Here is a 19201-nt window from a genome sequence, read left to right as displayed (position 1 = left end):
GAAAACAGCATGAGCACGAATGAGTCCACAGGCAGCAGGATGCGCGAGCGGTACCAGCGAAAGATGCTGGAGATTCGCGCAGCATTCGATTCCGGGGCTACGGGCGCTGCAACGATTGCGGCGCGGTCGAAGGCCATCGACGAGTTGGCAAGCGGACTCTGGGCGGAAGAGGTGCAGCGCGATCGCAGGCTGGCGACGGGCATCTCGCTGGTGGCGATCGGGGGGTATGGGCGAGGGCAATTATTTCCTTACTCCGACGTCGATCTGCTGTTTCTGCTGGATGGGCGGCTGGCCGAGAAAGATGTGAAGGACGCGATCCGGCGCGTCAACCAGGAGATGTGGGACGGCGGCATACGCATCTCCCCTGCGACGCGGAAGCTGGCCGAGTGCGAGCGTTTCGACGAGGAGAACGCCGAGTTTGCGGTCTCGCTGATGGACCATCGGCAGCTTGCGGGTGACGCTCTTCTTTATCGCAAATTGGCCACTGTGACGATACCGAAGCTGTTGCAGCGGGAGCAGAAGGGGCTGATGGCCCGTCTGACGGAGCTGACACGAGTCCGTCATGCGAAGTACGGTGACACGCTCTTCCACCTGGAACCAAACATCAAGGACTGCCCCGGCGGTCTGCGCGACGTTCATGTATGTGGCTGGATGACATTACTGCGCAGTGTGGGATCGGATACGGCAGGACGCTCAGCGGCAAATGGGAACGCTGAAGAAGACAGTGAGTTCCGCAAAGCGGTGGAGTTCCTGTGGCTGGTTCGATGTTTTCTACACTACCGGCACGAGCGCGATGACAACTCGCTGGACTGGCAGGCACAGGATGCCGCCGCTGCGGCAGGCGTTGGAATGGATGGCGCCGCGCCCCCGAATGCAGAAGCGGCGTACTGGATGCGCTTCTACTTCCGCCATGCACGCCGGGTAGAACGGCGCGTGTCGCAGATGATGGGGGAAACCCCTCTGGACAAGCCGCGTCTGAAGCTGCTGGGTCTGCGGCGCGAGCGTCGCACGGAGCCGTTGCAGCAGGGATTTCGTGTGGAGCGTGGGCGCATCGTGCTGGATGCGTTGGTGGATGATGGGAGCGGCGCCCCGGCCCACGATCCGGCGCAGGACCCCGATATTGTGCTGGATGTGTTCGAGGCCATGGCGCGGACGGGATGTACGTTGGGCGAAGAGGCGGAGCAGCGGCTGCTGCTCGCGCTGCCGGTGTTGTCAGCGCATCTTGAGGAGGGACCGGCGCTGTGGCAGCATCTTCAGCGCATCCTGACTGGGCGTCATGCCGGAGACGCGCTGCGGACGATGCATGTGCTGGGCGTGCTGGAGCTGTTGATCCCGGAGTTTCACGGCATCGATGCGTTGGTTATCCGCGATGCCTACCATCGCTACACGGTGGACGAACACACCTTTGTGTTGATCGATACGCTACATGGGCTGGAGACGGCGCAGGAAGGCCCGATGGCGCAGTGGGCAGCGCAGTTCGGACGTGTGCTGCGCGAGCTGCCGCATCCTGGGCTGCTGTATCTGGCGGCGCTGATGCACGATACCGGCAAGGGCCGCAGCACCGACGATCATGCGAAGGAGAGCATGACCATGGCGCAGGGCGTGCTGGAGCGGCTGGAGCTGGATTCTTACGAGAGCGGCATGGTGAGCAACCTGATTGCGAACCATCTGGAGATGTCGCTGGCGATGCGTCGCGATATCTTCGACCGGCAGACGGTGCGGGCTTTTGCCGGGAAGGTACAGACGCCCGAGAATCTGCGAATGCTGGCGCTGTTTACCTATGCGGACATCAATGCCGTGCACCCCGATGCACTGACGCCGTGGAAGGCGGAAAACCTGTGGCGTCTCTACATGGCGGCGTCGAACTATCTTGACCGTAATGTGGACGAAGACCGCGTGGGCTCCCAGGAGGAGAGCGAACTGGTGCATCGCGTCGCCGCGCTGCTGCCGGGACAGCGGGCAGCCGTGGCGGAGTATCTGGACGGCTTCCCCGAGCGGTATGTGCTGACGCGAACGCCGGAGCAGATTCGGGCAAACTTCCAGCAGTTCCAGAAGTTTTCCGAGGATGCCGTACAACTGGACTTCCGCTACGCGCCGGGCGTGAGCGAGCTGACGCTGGTGACTCCGGACCGGGCGCTGCTGTTTGCGAACATGACGGGTGCGCTGGCGGCGTGGGGCATGAACATCGTGACGGCGGATGCGTTCTCGAACCGACACGGCGTGGTGGTGGACAGCTTCCGGTTTACCGACAGCTTTCGCACGCTGGAGATGAACGCGTCCGAGCATGAGGCGTTTGTGAAGAGTGTCCACGAGGTGATGACCGGCACTCTCTCCGTTGAAAAACTGCTGAGCGGGCGCAGGCGCGGCAGGCGCAAGGTTCCAAAGGTAGTGGTGGAGTCGAGGGTCGAATTCGACGATGCAGCTTCATCGCACAGCACGCTGCTCGAGGTCGTCGCGCAGGATACGACGGGCCTGCTGCACGCGCTCAGCCTCACGCTGGCCCGGCAGAACTGCAATATCGAGGTGGCGCTGGTCGATACCGAAGGAGAGATGGCGATCGACGTTTTCTACCTGACACGCAAGGGCGCAAAGCTGAATCAGGGCGAAGAATGGGCGCTGCGGCAAGCCTTGCTGCGGGCAATAGAAGAAAATACCCGCCCGTAAGATATTTTTTCTGTAACTGGACAACCTGAGTAGATTTAGCGGCATCGCATCACATGTTTTGACCTAAGTTTGTGCAAATGTTTGCCAATTGCATGAAAAATGTCGTCGGCGGGCGACATCGGTTTTATTATTAGATATATGAGTACAGCACCCAACGAAACAACGAGCAGCGGACGTCCGACCGCGGTTCCGCAAAAGAATGATCGCTACTTCTTCGGCGCTTTGGACAGCTTTGGCAAAAACCAGGAGAAGCTGGAAGAAGTGAGCTGGGGATACGACCAGCCGGAGGGCATCGTTCTGGCGTCGCTCGATGGCGCTATCAACTGGGTGAGGAAGAATTCCATCTGGCCCATGACATTTGGCCTTGCGTGCTGCGCTATCGAGATGATGTCGATGGGAGGCTCGCGGTACGATATTGCCCGTTTTGGGGCGGAGGTCTTCCGGCCATCCCCCCGGCAGAGCGATCTGATGATTATCGCGGGACGGGTCTCGCAGAAGATGGCGCCCGTGATTCGACGGCTTTACGAGCAGATGCCGGAGCCGAAATGGGTTATTTCGATGGGGGCTTGCGCTACGTCGGGCGGCGTCTTCAACAACTACGCGTTGTTGCAGGGCGTCAACCAGGTAATTCCCGTCGATATTTATGTTCCCGGGTGCCCGCCGCGTCCGGAACAGTTGTTATATGCCATCACGTTGTTGCAGGAAAAGATTCAGCACGAGCGCGGCTCACTGAAAAAGACCCTCAATTTGTCGTGATTTAGATGGTTAAAGGCTAATAACTTGCAAGGTTCGTTCTGGGAGATAAGTAGGGTCTTTTAAGAATTACGGCTGGTAAAGTATTGAAAAGATAGTAGCCGAAAGTAGCTTTTTAACTGGTACGGCTCACAACCAACGTAAGCTGTACTGAATCGAACTAAACTAAACGAGCCAATAGGCTTGTGAACAATGAAAGAATTTTAGCGGAGGAAGTTCAATGGTTCATCGCCCGTTTCGTAGTGTAGGCCGGTTCGTACTGGCTGCATGTGCAGTCAGCCTTGGAGTAGCCACTCTGGGCGCACAGACGCCCAGCACAACCGCCCCCCTGGGGCCTAACCCTTCGCGAGTGGATATCTTCACCGGTTACTCCTATTTTGGAGCCCATGGACAGGTAAAGCCCGCCGGGATTAATTACTCTTCAGTCGATCTCGGAGCCATTGGCAGCGGCGCTTACTACTTCAACAAGTACTTCGGCGGCGAAGTGAACTTCGTGGCGCATCCGGACGGCAACAATGATGGCCTGTACTCGGCATCTGCCGGTCCGATCTTCCGCGCTCCGATGCAGAACTTCACCCTGTTCGCGCACGGCCTGGTCGGGGGCGCCAAGCTCGGTGGACCGAACAGCGAAGCTCCCTTCCCGTACCACGAGCCTTACACCTGGGGCCCGACTCTGACGGCCGGCGGCGGCATGGACTACGATCTGCCGTTTCTCAACAACCGCTTCTCGCTGCGTCTCTTCGAGGCGGATTACCGCTATGTTCACACCAGCTTCGGCCCCTATACTGCTCCCCCAACGGGTGGCGTGATGGGTGGTCGTGCGAACCTCAGCGGCGTGGACCTCAGCACCGGTATCGTGACGCACTTCGGCCATGTCATTCCGCCGCCGCCCGTCACCTACTCCTGCGCTGTCTCGCCTGCACAGGGCTACCCTGGCGATCCTCTGACCGTCACCGGTACCGCTCTGAACCTCAACCCCAAGAAGACGGCGACCTACAACTGGACTGCTGACGGCGGCACGATCACCGGCACTTCCAATGTAGCCAACATCGACACCAAGAGTGCTGCTCCCGGAACCTACACGGCCAAGGGCCACGTAACCGAGGGCAACAAGCCTGGTCAGATGGCAGATTGCACGGCCCAGTACACGGTCGAAGCCTTCCAGCCGCCAACCATCAGCTGCTCGGCCAATCCTTCCAGCCTGAATCCTGGCGATTCCGCCACGATTACGGCAGAAGGTGTCAGCCCGCAGAACCGTCCTCTGACCTATAGCTATAGCGCCACCGAGGGTACGGTCAGCGGCAACGGCAACACGGCAACCTTGAGCACCGCAGGCGCAGCGCCTGGCACCATTACCGTCACCTGCAACGTGGTGGACGATAAGGGTCAGACTGCATCGTCGACCACCAGCGTCACCATCGCCGCGCCGCCACCGCCGCCGGCACCAACGGTCAGCAGCCTCTGCTCGGTCAACTTCGAGCGTGACAAGCGCCGCCCGGTCCGTGTCGACAACGAAGGCAAGGCCTGCCTCGATGACGTCTCCCTCAAACTGCAGCAGTCGTCTGACGCGAAGCTCGCGCTGGTCGGCAACGCAGCCAGCACCGAGAAGCATGGCACCGATCTGGCCGCCAAGCGTGCTGTCAACACCAAGGACTACCTGGTCAAGGAGAAGGGCATCGACGCCAGCCGCATCTCGGTTTACACCGGAACGCAGGATGGCAAGACGGTAACGACGACCCTGATCCCTGCTGGCGCCACGCTGGACAGCACCGGTATCACCGCAGTGGATGAGAGTGCAGTCATGGCTCCCGTCAAGCACCATGCTCGTCGCCACAAGAAGTAAATAACGTGTAATAAAGGCACAAAAGGCTGACTGGGTTGGTTCCCAGTCGGCCTTTGTGTTGAGCGCGATTATCGCGCTACGGCTTATGCTTATAACATTGAGCTTGTAGAACTGGATGAATACGTTGACCCGACGGTACAGATTTCAAATCTCTTTCCTTGCATTGTTCCTTGCCTTCACCTGCCTGCGTGGCAACGCGGCCACCTGGTTGCCTTTTGGCCCGGACGGCGGGGACGCGAGGACGGTGGTAGCCGATCCTCTGGATGCCTCGCATCTGTACCTGGGAGCGCTGAACGGCTGGATCTACGAGTCCCATGATCGCGGCCATAACTGGAAGCGTCTTGCACTTGTGGGAGGGCTCAACGATCTGGTGCTGGATTCCATCGTCATCGACAAATCCAACCCTAAACATATTCTCGTGGGTGCGTGGGTGTTGGGCAGCACCTATGGCGGTCTCTACGACAGCAAGGACGGAGGCATCACCTGGAGCAGCGACAATGACATGAAGGGGCAATCCATTCGTTCCCTTGCTGCCTCTTCCTCCGATTCCAGGACCGTCATCGCCGGTACGCTGCTTGGCGTCTATCGCTCGACCGACAGCGGCGTTCACTGGAAGCTCATCAGCCCCGAAGGCAGCAAAGAATTGCATGAGGTCGAATCGATCGCGATTGATCCGGTCGATCCACAGATCATCTATGCCGGAACGTGGCACCTGCCGTGGAAGACGACCGACGGCGGAGAGCACTGGAAAAACATCAAAGAGGGAATCATCGACGACTCCGATGTGTTTTCGATCATCGTCGATCCCAAGCAGCCAACCACCGTCTACGCCAGTGCCTGCTCCGGCATCTACAAGAGTGAAGACCAGGGCCTCAAATTCCAGAAAATACAAGGTATCCCCTCCACTGCCCGCAGAACGCGCGTGCTGATGCAGGACCCGCAGCACCTGAACATTGTTTTTGCTGGGACAACAGAGGGCTTGTTCCGCTCCAGCGACTCCGGCAAATCATGGCTGCGTACGACCGGCCCCGAAGTGATCGTGAACGATGTGTACGTCGATCCATCCGATGCAAACCGCGTCCTTCTGGCGACGGACCGAGGCGGCGTGCTGGCCAGCAACGATGGAGGGATGAGCTTCCTGCCCTCCAATAGCGGCTTCTCCTCGCGCCAGATCGTGGCCTATGTGCAGGATGACGAGCATCCGGCAACCATCTACGTCGGCGTGGTCAACGACAAGGAGTGGGGCGGAGTATTTGTCAGCAACAATGGCGGACTGACCTGGAACCAACTCAGCGCGGGCTTGAATGGCAGCGATGTCTTCAGCCTGGGACAAGCGTCGGACGGGACCATCATCGCGGGCACCGCCCATGGTCTCTATCGGCTTCAGGGGCAGCTTTGGAACCGCGTCGACGGTGTGAGCCTTCAGGCCGCAGCGGTGGCATCTCCAAAGAGGCTTGGCGCAAGACGTTCGGGTCGGACGGCAGTCGTTGCTGCTCCCCGGCATCTCCGCGCAGACCCATTCGACGGCAGCGTCAATGCGATCGCGCGGTCGGGCGATACCCTTTACGCCGCCACGACTGACGGCCTGTTGCAGAGCGTAACCGCTGGCCAGAACTGGCAGTTGACGCCCGGCCTGGGACGACAGAGCTGGCGGTTGGTCGCCGCCGCCCGGTCCATGGCAGCGGTAGCCGATCTGAACAGCGTCTCCCTTTCAATGGACAATGGCCAGAAGTGGAAGACGGTGAGCTTGCCGTCGGCCGTCACGCAGCTTGCTGCCGTGGCCGTTGATGGAGCCGGTAGCCTATGGATCGGTGGCCGCGAAGGCGTCTTCTTCTCCGAAGACGAAGGCGCGACCTGGCATACCATGAGCCGGTTCTCCATCCACGATGTGAGCAATCTCTTCTACGACGCGCGGGCACAGCGCATCCTGATTACGGCCAACAACAAAAACACCATTGTCTACGCCGTCCATCTGCCCGACAGAAATGTGCAGTACTGGAACGCAGGCTGGTCGCTTCGGCTGGCTCGGCCTGTCGGCGATCATCTGGTGGGCGCAACCCTGTTTGACGGCATCGTGGTGCAACCGCGCATGGTGGCTTCGAAGGAAGTGTCGAGCAATACTGAGGCATCCACCACGACCGAGACATCCGCAAAACCGGCGATCATCGCCCGGCCTTAGAAGAAGGAATAGAATTGTAGTATGAGTCTTCCCTCGGCAGCAGCGCGCCCGCGCCACTCTTTTCAGACAGACGATGCCTCCCTCCTGCCCATTGCGGAGAAGGTGCAGCGTGGCGAGCGGCTCAGCTTTGACGATGGCGTAGCGCTCTACCGCAGCGGCGATATCCTGGCCGTCGGCTGGCTGGCCAACCTCGTTCGCGAACGGCTGCACGGCGACTTGGCTTACTTCAACGTCAACCGCCACATCAATCCCACCAATGTCTGTGTCGCCTCCTGCCGCTTGTGTGCCTTTGGGCGCAAGAAGGGCGAGGCTGGAACCTACACCATGGCGCTCGAAGAGGCATGGGAGACGGCTGGCTCGGGCTATTCAGAAGCGATCACTGAATTTCATATTGTCGGCGGCCTGCATCCCGACCTGCCCTTTGAATACTTCATGGACTTGGTGCGCGGCCTCAAGCAGCGCTTTCCCAAGGTACACGTAAAGGCGTTCACCATGGTCGAGGTGGCGTTCCTCGCCAAGCGCGGCAAGATGACGATTCCTGAAACCCTGCAGCACATGAAGGACGCAGGTGTCGATTCCATGCCTGGCGGCGGAGCGGAGATATTCGCCGACCGTGTCCGGCACATCATCTGCGACCACAAGATCGACGGCGGCGAGTGGCTGGAGACTGCCAAAACGGCCCACCAGATGGGCCTGCGTTCCAACGCGACCATGCTCTACGGCCATGTTGAGAACGACGAAGACCGCGTGGACCACATGGTGAGACTGCGCGCCGTGCAGGACGAGACTGGCGGCTTCCAGACCTTTATCCCGCTGGCGTTCCACCCTGACCACACCGCGCTTGCGCACATTCCGCGCACCACCGGGGTGCTCGACATCAAGCAGATCGCCATTGGCCGCCTGATGCTCGACAACTTCTCCCATATCAAGAGCTACTGGCAGATGGTGTCGCCGAAGATGGCGCAGATCGCCCTTCGCTTCGGAGCCGACGATATCGACGGCACGGTCGTCGAGGAGAAGATCTACCACGATGCCGGAGCGACGACACCCCAGGGAATGCGTCGTACGGACCTCATCCGCCTTATTACCGAGGCGGGTCGTGTGCCCTTCGAGCGTGACACCCTGTACCGGGCTGTGACGCGTAGCGAAGACACGTTCACCGTCGCGGTCTGAGCAGAGGCTAAGCCAGTAAAAACAGGCGGCAGCAGTAGGCTCCAAGCCTATGTGCTTTGTTGACTTCATTTTTAGCAACGCCCGCTAACGCCTCTGCATTTTTTTTCCTTTCCCGCGATAGATTGCAGGAAAAGTTTTTCCCAAAAGGCCGCGAATATCTCGTGCTGCCTGTAGAAAACCCAGAAATAAGTAAATTATTCCGGTTTTCACATTTGGCAGCTTACTTGCTTCCACCCATCCCATAGGCACGATCTGATCGCTTGCATCCAGGGGCGCAGGGAACTCGCTTTACATTGCATCTTCGTCAATAGGAGACCTTAATGTACCTTTTGTTTATCCCAGCTCTGCTTGCGGTTCTTGTTATCGGTTTCATCCAGCTTCGTGATCAGTTTTCCCTTGCAAAGTCAAAGCAGTCTGACACTTCGAGCCTTTAGCTTTCACCTTACTTACCGCCCCAAACCCAGGTCTGTACGGATCGGTAAGTAGCAAAAGGAGTCGGACGCCATAGCCCCGGCTCCTCTTTGCCAATCTGCGCCAAATCTACTTCGACTGCAATACGGCCACCCCGTAGTGATCGAGCGACACTGTGCGCACCTCTTTGTCATCGAGCACGTCACGCATCATTGCAGGAAGCGTGACGGTTTGCGTTGCCTTGTTGAAGTTGACCAGAATGAAGATTTTCTTTCCATCTCCCTCGCGCGGATAGACGTCGACGCTGCCCGGCACAGGCCCAAACGCCGCTGTAACGCCGCTGGTCTCCGCCATCCACTTCGCAGCCTTCAGCATCGTCGGCTCGTCCATCCACGCGCCAATGTAAGTGATCTGGCCTTTGCCCACCTTGCGAGTAATTACGGCGGGCTGGCCGTCCAGCCAGCCGTTGCTCTTGCCATAGCGCATCAGCACCTTCGTATCCGGAGCTGAAGTGCTAAGCTGCTCTGCCCATATCTTCGAGGTGGTATTGCCCCATATTCCGGTGACGGGAACCGTGTCCTCCGGCTTGTCGTCGATCGCATAGAACTGATCGACTCTCCCTCCAAGCAGTGCCGCCAGCGGACCGGGTTCGCGTTCCGGCCACAGCCCGTTGTCCTCGTTCTTCATTCCAGTGCGCTGCCCCAGAACAAGGTGTCCGCCATTCTTGACATAGGCGATCAGGTTTTCGGCCTCGGCTTCCGAGATCACCTCAAGCCCCGGCGCAACTACCAGTTTGTAGCCATCGAGCGGCGTCGTAGGCGGCACGATGTCGATCGACTGCGCGACCTCGCGCAACGGCTTGTAGTAGCTCACAAGCTGCGTCACCGGATCGAAAGCCTGATTGTGCCGCTGCCAGTTGATGGCCCATCGACTGTCGTAGGAGTGAAGAATCGCGACTTGCGAATGAACGCTTGTCCCCGCCAGCGCCGGACCAGCCTTGGCAAACTCTTTCCCGATCTGTGCGACCTCGGAATAGACCGGAACCGGAGTTCCATCCGCTCCGATCAGCGTGCCATGCAGCTCTTCCTGTCCGTTGAGGTCGGAGCGCCATTGCCAGTAGCTCACCGCATCCGCGCCATGGCCGACATCGTGCCACGCCATCGCGCGGACCTCGCCCTTATCGAGCACGGTATTCACCGGAGCCCAATTCACGAATCCGGGCTGCGTCTCCATCACCCAGAAGTTCTTGCGCAGAAATCCCCGCGTCAGATCATGCGCTGCGCCGTTGCGATAGGGATCGAGATGGCCGCGCCCAACATAGTCGTCCCATGATGCGAGATCGAGGTCCTGCGAGACCGTGTAGTGATCGTAGCCATCGAACCATCCCATCATGTTGGTTGTGATGAACTGCCGCCTGTCGCTGTTGGCGCGGATCACATCGAGCTGGTTCTTCTGGTAGCTCCTGTAGGTGTCCGAGACGAACCGCTTCCAACTGAGCAGCAATCCCGGATTGCCGCTCTTCTCCTCGATGGGAATCTGTGACCAGTCTGAATAGGTCTCGCTCCAGTAGGCGGTCGTCCAGCGCTCATTCAAGTTGTCGAGTGTGCCGTAGCGCGCCTTCAGCCAGTCCTGAAACTGCTTCTGCACATCGGGGCCGTATGATTCGGCTGCGTATTCATTGTCGATCTGCCAGCCGATAACGTTGGGATTATGTCCATAACGCTGCGCCATCTTTTCAGCGATGCCGCGGCAAAGTTCACGATACTTTGGATTGGCCCAGTTGAACTGCTCGCGGTTGCCATGCTCGTCCGGACGTCCATCTTCTTTAATCCGCAGCGTCTCCGGATACTTCTGCGTCAACCACGCCGGAGGAGCCGCCGTAGGCGTTCCCAGCACAACAAAGATGTGGTGTTGTGCCGCATCGGCGATGGCATGGTCTACCCAGTCGAACTTGTACACACCCTCTTCGGGCTCAATCGACGACCACGCAAACTCCGTGATGCGCACGAAGCGAATCCCTGCCTGCTGCATCAAGGTGAGGTCAGCGTCCCAGCGCGACTCCGGCCATTGCTCGGGATACCATGCAGTGCCAAGATAGATCGGCGGCTGTGTCTCGGGCTGAGATTGCGGTTGTGCCTGTGTGGGTGTACCCAGGGCAGAGAAGATGAAAAGGGTTACAAAAGCGAGCGGAAGGAGTTTTCGAATCGGCTGCATCATGATTTCTCCGGAGGAATAGCTGCGCGCAGGGAAGGGCGCCAACTTTGCGTGAATTGCTGACGCACCTATACTAATCGCAATTCGCCGCGCTTCGGCAGACAGCAAAAAGGGCGCTTGGATGAGCGCCCTTTTTGCAGATTTATCTACGAGAAATTTCAGCTTGCTTTATTTTGAAGCAACCACATTATTCTTCTGAGCGATCTGCTCGATCATCTGCAGGTGTTGATCGATGATCTCCCCACCCTTTGAAACAAGGTCTTTCAGCGCAGGATTGGAGGTATTCTGCGCCTCCTGCTTGAACTCTTTCTCATCTTGTTTATGGTCTTTCACCATGTCTTTGATGTAGGCCTTATCAAACTCGTCGCCGTTTAGCGCGCCGAGTTTAGCTACCGTCGATTTATCTTTGCCCGATAGCGAGTCAGGCGGTTTGACGCTCATCTGTTGCGCTACCTGCTTCATGGCATCGCCAAGCTTGGTATGGTCGTCGACCATCTTCTGAGCAAACTGTTTTACATCAGGGTTGCTGCTCTTTTGCAGGGCGAGTTGCCCAAGTTGAACTTCAGCCATCCCGCCTTGCAATGCCTGTCGAACAAATGCTTTGTCCATCATGACTGCGGGTCCATTCGGGTCCTGGTTGCTGCTGGCAGCCTGATCCATGGGCGACGCTCCCGGTTGTGTGCCAGGTGTAGTCTGCTGGGTCGGAGATGTCTGTTGCGCTCCTCCTCCCCCTCCTCCAGGAGGCATCTGCGCGATTGCGGAAGGAACGCTGAGAAGCGCCGCACCTGCGACAAGCACAGGAATGCCGTGCATGAACCTGCTGATTACCTGACAACTTGTTCTCATGATTGAGCTCCTGAACAGGGATTCGAAAAGCCATTCGTAAATAAGAATGTTCCGTTCGCGATCCACACCTTACAGGTCGCATTTAATAGGGTGCATTGAAGTGTCTTTCGGTTGCCTATTGATAAAAAAGGGATAAATAAGCAAGCAAATAAGGACAATCCCTTTCGCGCCGTGTGGCAATGCGAGATGATAATTTTGAAGGCAAGGCAAGCAAATATTCAACCGCAGCGCCCCCACGCGCTGAGAACATTGGGGATTTCAACCGCATGTATATTCACGCATTCTTATTTCGATGGGTAGAAGGAATCACCGAAGAGCAGAAGAAGCACGTCAAGAAAGAAATTCTCGCCTTGCAGGGCAAGATTCCCGGACTGCTTGAGACGCATGTCGGCACCAATGTTTCGCCGCGCGGACAGGATTACACCTTTGGCGGCGTGATGAAGTTTGTCGACAGGGCCGCACTGGACGCCTACTTCCCGCATCCCGTCCATCAAGCCCTCGGCGAGTGGCTGATGCCGCTGATCGAGCCGCTGGAGCTGGACTTCGACGCTGCTTCCTCAACAAAAAAATATAGCGACTGAAATTCGACTCAGGCGCTAGGTAACGGGTGCAGGATTGAAGAGTGCGAGATCATTGTGCAGCCCCCAGTGATCTGTCCATGTCTGCTTGCGCCCGCTGGCTACGTCAAGAATCAGTTGAAAAAGTTGTGTGCCGACCTGCTCGATGGTGGCATCGCCGGTTGCGATGCTGCCTGCGTCGAGGTCGATGAGATCGGACCATCGCTCTGCTAGTGCGGAACGTGACGCCACTTTAATCACTGGAACCATCGCCAGGCCATAAGGCGTGCCGCGTCCAGTGGTGAAGATATGCATGTTCATCGAGGCTGCCAGTTGCAGGGTTCCGCAAATGAAGTCGCTGGCCGGAGTGGCGGCAAAGATCAATCCTTTTTTCGTAACTCGCTCGCCCGGACCGAAGACCCCTGCAATGGCGCTGGTGCCCGCCTTCGCTGTTGAGCCCAGCGCCTTCTCGACGATGTTGGTCAAGCCTCCCTTCTTATTTCCTGGAGTTGGGTTGGCGCTGCGGTCTACTCCTCCACGATCCAAATAGGCGTCATACCATGCCATCTCGCGGATGAGATCGCGGGCTACTTGCTCGTCTGCCGCACGCGCGGTCAGCAGGTGGATGGCATCGCGAACCTCGGTGACTTCGGAGAACATCACAGTGGCTCCAGCGCGAACCAGCAGGTCGGATGCGTAGCCAACAGCGGGGTTTGCGGTGACACCGGAAAAGGCATCGCTGCCGCCGCACTGCAGGCCGACGACGAGGTCCGATGCAGGGCGTGTGACTCGCGTCCTTCGATTAAGCTCCGCGAGCCGCTTCTCCGCCAGCTCCATGATGGCGGTCACCATATCGCCGAAGCTGTGGTGTTGTTCATCCTGCATGCGAACGACATAGGCCTCCGTCGCGAGAATGGGCAGTGTATTCGAAGGGAGCAACCGCACCGGCTGCAGCTTCTCGCAGCCCAGGCTCACCACCATCGGCGCGCCACCCAGGTTTGGGTTGAGGCTGAGGTTGCGCAGCGTGCGGATCGGAATCTCGGTTCCCGGTGCATCGATGGCAACGCCGCAGCCATAGTTATGGGTAAGCGCGATGACATCGTCGACGTTGGGATAGCGCGGCAAAATCTCAGCCTTGATGCGCTCTACGGCAAAGTCGACGGTGGCAGCGACGCATTGAACCGTCGTTGTGATGCCGAGAATGTTCTTTGTGCCTACGGATCCGTCGTCGTTGAGGAAGCCATCGAAGGTATAGCCATCGAGCGGAGGCATCGGCGCAGGCACAGCGGTCGCAAGCGGAAGGTTGTCCAGCGAGGGAGCAATCGGCAGGCGCATTCGCTCCTCATGCACCCAGCTACCCTTTGCGATGGGATGCTCTGCGTATCCAATCACCGATCCGTACCGCAGTATGGGCGCTCCGACTGCGATCTCAACTAGTGCTACCTTGTGCGCTTCGGGAACATCCTCGATCAGCTTCAGTCCCGAATCGAACTCGGTGCCTGCGGGCAGGCCGCCTTCGTTTACGATGATGGCTACCGTGTCCTGTGGGTGCACCTGCACGAAGAGGGGACGCAATTTATTTCCGCTGGGCATGCTGTTCCTTCTATTGTTGCTAAAAATCTACGAGACCAGGCAGGGTCGCTTTGGGTTAAATCTCCAGTTCGGAACAAGGAACTGCATTGCCTTCGCATCGTCCCGTGCTCCAAGCTCCATCGTATTGTAGAGCGCATGGGCGCGCTCGATCTGCTCCATGTCGATCTCGACGCCAAGCCCTGGACGGTCCGGCACGGTAATTCTGCCGCCGACGATTTTGAGCGGCTCTTTGGTGAGGCGCTGCCCATCCTGCCAGATCCAATGCGTATCAATCGCGGTGATCTTGCCCGGTGCAGCCGCGGCTACGTGCGTGAACATCGCCAATGAGATATCGAAATGATTGTTGGAGTGCGATCCCCAGGTGAGCCCCCACTCGCGGCAAAGCTGCGCCACGCGCACCGAGCCCTGCATCGTCCAGAAGTGTGGATCGGCCAGCGGGATGTCGATTGCGTTGAGTTGAATTGCGTGCTTCAACTCGCGCCAGTCGGTCGCAATCATGTTGGTTGCTGTTGGCAGGCCGGTGGCGCGCCTGAACTCAGCCATAATCTCGCGGCCAGAGAATCCTTGTTCCGCGCCACATGGGTCTTCGGCGTATGCCAGCACATGCCGCTTGCCCTGGCAGAGACGGATAGCCTCATCGAGCGACCACGCTCCATTCGGGTCGAGTGTGATGCGCGCATCGGGAAAGCGCTCTGCAAGCGCGGTAACGGTCTCCATCTCCTGTGCGCCCGTCAGCACTCCTCCCTTCAGCTTGTAGTCATTGAATCCGTAACGCGCATGAGCGGCCTCCGCCAGCCGCAGCACGGCATCGGTGGTCAACGCTTCCTCATGCCGCAGTTGGAGCCACGCATCGTCTGCATTCGGCTCGCTGCGATAGGGAAGGGCCGTCTTCTTCCTATCGCCAATAAAGAATAGGTAGCCCAGAACCTCGACGCTCGAACGCTGCTGACCTTCTCCGAGAAGGGCTGCGACCGGCTGCTCGATGAACTGGCCGAGCAGATCGAGCAGAGCCGATTCAATCGCGGTCACTGCATGGACGGTCGTGCGCAGGTCGAAGGTCTGCAGCCCGCGGCCCTCGCTGTCGCAATCGGCGAAGCCCACACGTACAGCATTGAGGATTGCGTTATAAGCAGCCAGAGGGTGTCCCACTACCAGCGCTTGTGACTCTTCGAGTACACGGCGAATCTTCTCTCCGCCCGGAACCTCGCCTATGCCGGTGTTGCCCGCATTGTCCATCAGGATAACGACATTGCGCGTGAAGAATGGTGCATGCGCGCCGCTCAGGTTCAGCAACATGCCGTCATGTCCGGCCACGGGAATCACGCGCATACTGGTGATGACGGGCGTCTGTCCGCGCGGAATCTTTGTCTCTACCGAGTTCACCGGTCTCCTCCGAATCTTTCTTACCTTGACGACGTTTGCGGTTGCAGCTCAAGCCGCTTGATCTCGCCGACAATCACAACGTAGCTGAAGATAGCCAGCAGCGCGGCGATGCCGACGAAGATCAGCGCATCGTTGAACGAGCCCGTCCTCTTCACCAGATATCCAATCACAATCGGCGTGGTGATGCCGGCCGTATTGCCGAAGAGATTGAAGAGGCCGCCGTTCAGGCCGATTAACTCTTTCGGCGACGTATCTGCGATCACCGTCCAGCCCAGCGCGCCGAAGCCTTTGCCGAAAAAAGCGAGTGACATCAGGAACATCACCAGAGCCTGCACGTTCGTATAGTTGCACGCGATCATTGTGACCGAGAGCAACATGCCTGCGATGATCGGCGCCTTCCGCGCAAATGTGAGCGACCTGCCTCGACGGAGAAGCGCATCCGAGCACAGTCCACCAAGCACGCCTCCTATAGAACCACATAGTGCTGGCAAGGCTGCCGCGAATCCTCCGCGAAGGATGGACATGTGCCGTGCCTGTACGAGATAGACGGGAAACCATGTGATGAAAAAATAAGTTAATGTTGTGATGCAGAACTGTCCCAGGTAGATCCCCACCAGCATTCGCTGGCTCAGCAACTGCCTGACTCCGGCCCAGGTAAGGGCATGGGCGGTCGGTCTTCCTCCGGCCACGCGGTCGACGTTGACCAAGCCGCCGCCTCGCTCGATGCACTCGATCTCCGACTGCGAGATCAATGGATGGTCTTTCACGTTGTAGACCATCTTCCACCAGGCGAAGGCCAGCACGAAGCCGAACACACCCATAAACCAGAAGCAGCTTCTCCATCCATACGAGTGCGTGAGCCATCCGAAGAGTGGAGCGAACGCAACCAGCGCAAAATACTGCGACGCATTGAAGATCGCGGAGGCGCCTCCACGCTCTGCCGTCGGAAACCATGCGGCGACGATACGCCCGTTGCCGGGAAAGACTGGGGACTGCGCCAGGCCCGACAGCAGCCGCAGAATGAAGATCGCGCTGAAGACCCACGCCGCAGCGAGATATCCTGTGAATCCGACGAGGAAGGCGCAGGTCGTCCAGCAAATAATACTGATGCCATAAACGCGCTTCGAGCCGAAGCGATCCAGCAGACCACCGGAGGGCAATTGGCCAAGCACGTATGCCCAACTGAAGCCTGACAGCAGAAAGCCGAGCTTCACCGGGTCCAGCGCCAACTCTCTCTCCATCGCAGTGCCGGCGATGGAGAGAGCAACCCGATCGCCATAGCTGAAGCAGCTGGCGATGAAGAGCATCGACACGATCAGATAGCGTATGTGGGTCTGTTTGCCGGCGCTCATCAATCTTCCAGTCAGCTTAGGAACGGCCAGCGATCAGGCTGGTCAAAGCGTCCAGCTCATTTTGGTCGAGATCGGTAAGCGGTGTGCGCACCGGTCCTGCAGGCCTGCCAATGGAACGCATTCCGGCTTTGACGATCGACACGGCATAGCCTTTGTGTCTATTACGGATGTCGATGTAAGGCAGAACGAAATCACGCAACTGCCTGAAAACCTCCGCATGATCGCGCCTGCGAACCGCAGCGTAGAAGTCCTGCGCGAACTGCGGAAGGAAGTTGAAGATCGCCGACGAGTAGGTAGTGACGCCCATTTCCAGATAGGGCAGGGCAAAGGTCTCCGCCGTTGGCAACCCGCCGATGTAGGTTAGCCGGTCGCCCATGCGCGCATAGATTCGCGTCATGAGTTCGATGTCACCATATCCATCCTTGAAGCCGACAAGGTTGGGGCAGCGCTCGCACAGGCGCTCCAGCGTCACATCGTTGATGATGGCGTTGTCGCGGTTGTAGAAGATCACGCCAAGGCTGGTGGCAGCGCATACTGCTTCGACGTGCGCCATGATTCCGGCAGGCTCTGCGTTGACCAGATACGGTGGCAGAAGCAGGATGCCATCCGCGCCTGCACTCTCCGCCGCCTGCGCGAACTGCTTTGCGATTGCAGTGCCATAACCGCAACCCGCTATTACCGGCACGCGATGGTTGGTCTGTTGCACGGCGGCCGCAACGACAGCCGAGAACTCCTGCAGGTTGAGCGAAAAAAACTCGCCCGTGCCTCCCGCTGCGAACAGGCCAGCCGGCTTGTACTGTAAGAGCCAGTCAAGATGCTCGCGATAGGGAGCCTCGTCAAAGGCGTAGGCATCGGTGAAATGGGTGACCGGAAACGAGAGTAGACCCGCTCCTGTTTTCTTTGCAAGTTCTTCCGGGGACATCGGGGTCATAGATTTCCTTCAATGCGGATCGCGTAACGCGTCTACGCAAAACTATAAAGAAGTGAGCGAACAGGAAACAAGCAATCTGCGGTTTCACTGCCGAATACGCGATTCACCTTTCGGTCGCTCTCGCAGAGAACATCGGTGTACTTGTAATGACGCTAGCGAGCAGCAACAGCAGCACCGTGCCGACGGCAGGCACTGCAAGCCCCGCGCGCAGCCCGTGGAATTCGGTCGAGACCACTCCGGTCAACCAAGGCAGAGTTGCTCCTCCAACCGAGGCAGCGGCAAACACTCGCCCGAGCCGCGGATGATTTCCTGTCCGCGCCAGAAAGAACGAGAGTATCAGCGGATAGATCGGAGCGATGGCCAGACCGCAGAAAATAGTAAGCGCTACCACCCCGCCAGCGCTCAGATGCTTCGCCATAATTAGCACGCCTTCTGACACGATGAGCAGCGCAACGCTGCCTCGATACAGCGAAGCCTCACCGAAAAGGTCCGTCAACACTGCCAGCAACAGCCGCCCCGTCATCTCTGCCACCCAGAAATAGAGCGCAATCGAAGAAGCCAGTAACGCCGAACTTGTACGCACGCCATAGCTCGGCAACCATCCTCCCAGTGCGTTCTCTATTCCTACAAACAACAGCATCGCGGCAGAGAACATCAGCAACGGCCATAGCGGCATCGGCATCCGGCTCTTTGTCTTTGCGTCTTCGTCTCCTGTGACAGCAGGCTCGGCCTTTTTATCGCGTGGCAGAACGATTGAGAATGCGGCGGCCAGCACGAGGCAGCTTGCAAGCACGCAGAAGAAGAGCCGCACCCGCCCTGCCCCGCAGGCGCGCACCAGCAGCGAACAACTGATCGCGCCCATTCCCCATGTCATGTTCAGCAGCGCAATCAGGCGTGTACGCGCCGACGGTATCGCGATGCCCGAGATCACATTCCCTGCGGTAAGTCCCGCTCCCAAACCAAGCCCGACGCAGAACAGCGCGACATGCGCCGTGTTGAAATCCGCCCAGCCCATAAAAGCGCATCCCGCCGCGCTCATGCACGCGCCGTACAATATGCTCGCCCGCAGGTTGCGCGTTGCGAACCACGCTCCGCAGAGCTGGCCTGCAAAGGTCGTTGTGAACAAGGTTCCGGCCTGCGCGTCCTGAATATGCCATCGACCAATCAGTGCCGGTAGCAGCGGCCCCAGCATGACGGTCGCGATGCCCGCCACAAAAAAATAGAAGAACACCGGTCCCAGCGCGTAGAAAGCGCTCGCCCGTGTCTTCGACGCATCAGTTGTCAATGGTGTGATCTCTGGCA

13 protein-coding genes are annotated in these 19201 nt (G+C 58.5%); 6 read left to right on the top strand and 7 right to left on the bottom strand.

Going from position 1 to position 19201, the window contains the following annotated elements; genetic code table 11:
- Positions 1-9 precede the first annotated feature (9 nt).
- The 5 genes from glnD to mqnE all read left to right on the top strand — a co-directional run bounded on the left by glnD (position 10) and on the right by mqnE (position 8612).
- Positions 10-2664, top strand: a complete 2655-nt coding sequence (glnD, locus tag GSQ81_RS11010) for a [protein-PII] uridylyltransferase (protein WP_254060124.1) — start codon at positions 10-12, stop codon at positions 2662-2664.
- Positions 2665-2802: 138 nt separating this feature from the next.
- Positions 2803-3420: an NADH-quinone oxidoreductase subunit B gene (locus GSQ81_RS11005; protein WP_158910793.1), complete on the top strand. Its 618-nt coding sequence runs from the start codon at positions 2803-2805 to the stop codon at positions 3418-3420.
- 217 nt (positions 3421-3637) lie between these two features.
- Entirely contained in the window at positions 3638-5260 is a 1623-nt protein-coding gene (locus GSQ81_RS11000; RefSeq protein ID WP_158910792.1) for a hypothetical protein, read from the top strand.
- A gap of 115 nt (positions 5261-5375) precedes the next feature.
- Entirely contained in the window at positions 5376-7439 is a 2064-nt protein-coding gene (locus GSQ81_RS10995; protein ID WP_216846419.1) for a hypothetical protein, read from the top strand.
- A 21-nt stretch (positions 7440-7460) separates the two neighbouring features.
- On the top strand, positions 7461-8612 hold the full coding sequence (gene mqnE / locus GSQ81_RS10990) for an aminofutalosine synthase MqnE (protein WP_158910791.1): 1152 nt from the start codon (positions 7461-7463) through the stop codon (positions 8610-8612).
- A 540-nt stretch (positions 8613-9152) separates the two neighbouring features.
- Here mqnE and GSQ81_RS10985 read toward each other — a convergent pair.
- Both GSQ81_RS10985 and GSQ81_RS10980 read right to left on the bottom strand, forming a co-directional pair.
- Positions 9153-11240: a beta-galactosidase gene (locus GSQ81_RS10985; RefSeq protein WP_254060123.1), complete on the bottom strand. Its 2088-nt coding sequence runs from the start codon at positions 11238-11240 to the stop codon at positions 9153-9155.
- Positions 11241-11405: 165 nt separating this feature from the next.
- A complete protein-coding gene (locus GSQ81_RS10980) occupies positions 11406-11897 on the bottom strand; it encodes a DUF4142 domain-containing protein (protein WP_158910790.1) in 492 nt (163 codons plus the stop codon).
- Between the two features lie 452 nt (positions 11898-12349).
- Here GSQ81_RS10980 and GSQ81_RS10975 point away from each other — a divergent pair, with 452 nt between their 5' ends.
- Entirely contained in the window at positions 12350-12664 is a 315-nt protein-coding gene (locus GSQ81_RS10975; RefSeq protein ID WP_158910789.1) for a Dabb family protein, read from the top strand.
- A gap of 15 nt (positions 12665-12679) precedes the next feature.
- On the opposite strand, the gene garD is transcribed toward GSQ81_RS10975, so the two are convergent.
- The 5 genes from garD to GSQ81_RS10950 form a co-directional block, all read right to left on the bottom strand.
- Entirely contained in the window at positions 12680-14233 is a 1554-nt protein-coding gene (gene garD / locus GSQ81_RS10970) for a galactarate dehydratase (RefSeq protein ID WP_158910788.1), read from the bottom strand.
- Between the two features lie 27 nt (positions 14234-14260).
- On the bottom strand, positions 14261-15616 hold the full coding sequence (gene gudD / locus GSQ81_RS10965) for a glucarate dehydratase (RefSeq protein ID WP_254060122.1): 1356 nt from the start codon (positions 15614-15616) through the stop codon (positions 14261-14263).
- A 20-nt stretch (positions 15617-15636) separates the two neighbouring features.
- Positions 15637-16968: an MFS transporter gene (locus tag GSQ81_RS10960; protein ID WP_158910787.1), complete on the bottom strand. Its 1332-nt coding sequence runs from the start codon at positions 16966-16968 to the stop codon at positions 15637-15639.
- Between the two features lie 16 nt (positions 16969-16984).
- Positions 16985-17899 carry a 5-dehydro-4-deoxyglucarate dehydratase gene (gene kdgD / locus GSQ81_RS10955; protein ID WP_158910786.1) on the bottom strand — a complete coding sequence of 305 codons (915 nt, stop codon included), beginning with the start codon at positions 17897-17899 and terminating at the stop codon, positions 16985-16987.
- Positions 17900-18002: 103 nt separating this feature from the next.
- Positions 18003-19184: a sugar MFS transporter gene (locus tag GSQ81_RS10950; protein ID WP_158910785.1), complete on the bottom strand. Its 1182-nt coding sequence runs from the start codon at positions 19182-19184 to the stop codon at positions 18003-18005.
- Positions 19185-19201: the final 17 nt, after the last annotated feature.

This window comes from Granulicella sp. L56 (assembly GCF_009765835.1).
GTDB lineage: Bacteria > Acidobacteriota > Terriglobia > Terriglobales > Acidobacteriaceae > Edaphobacter.
Note: the sequence above shows the minus strand (reverse complement) of the source record. Positions and strands in the feature narration are given on the sequence as shown.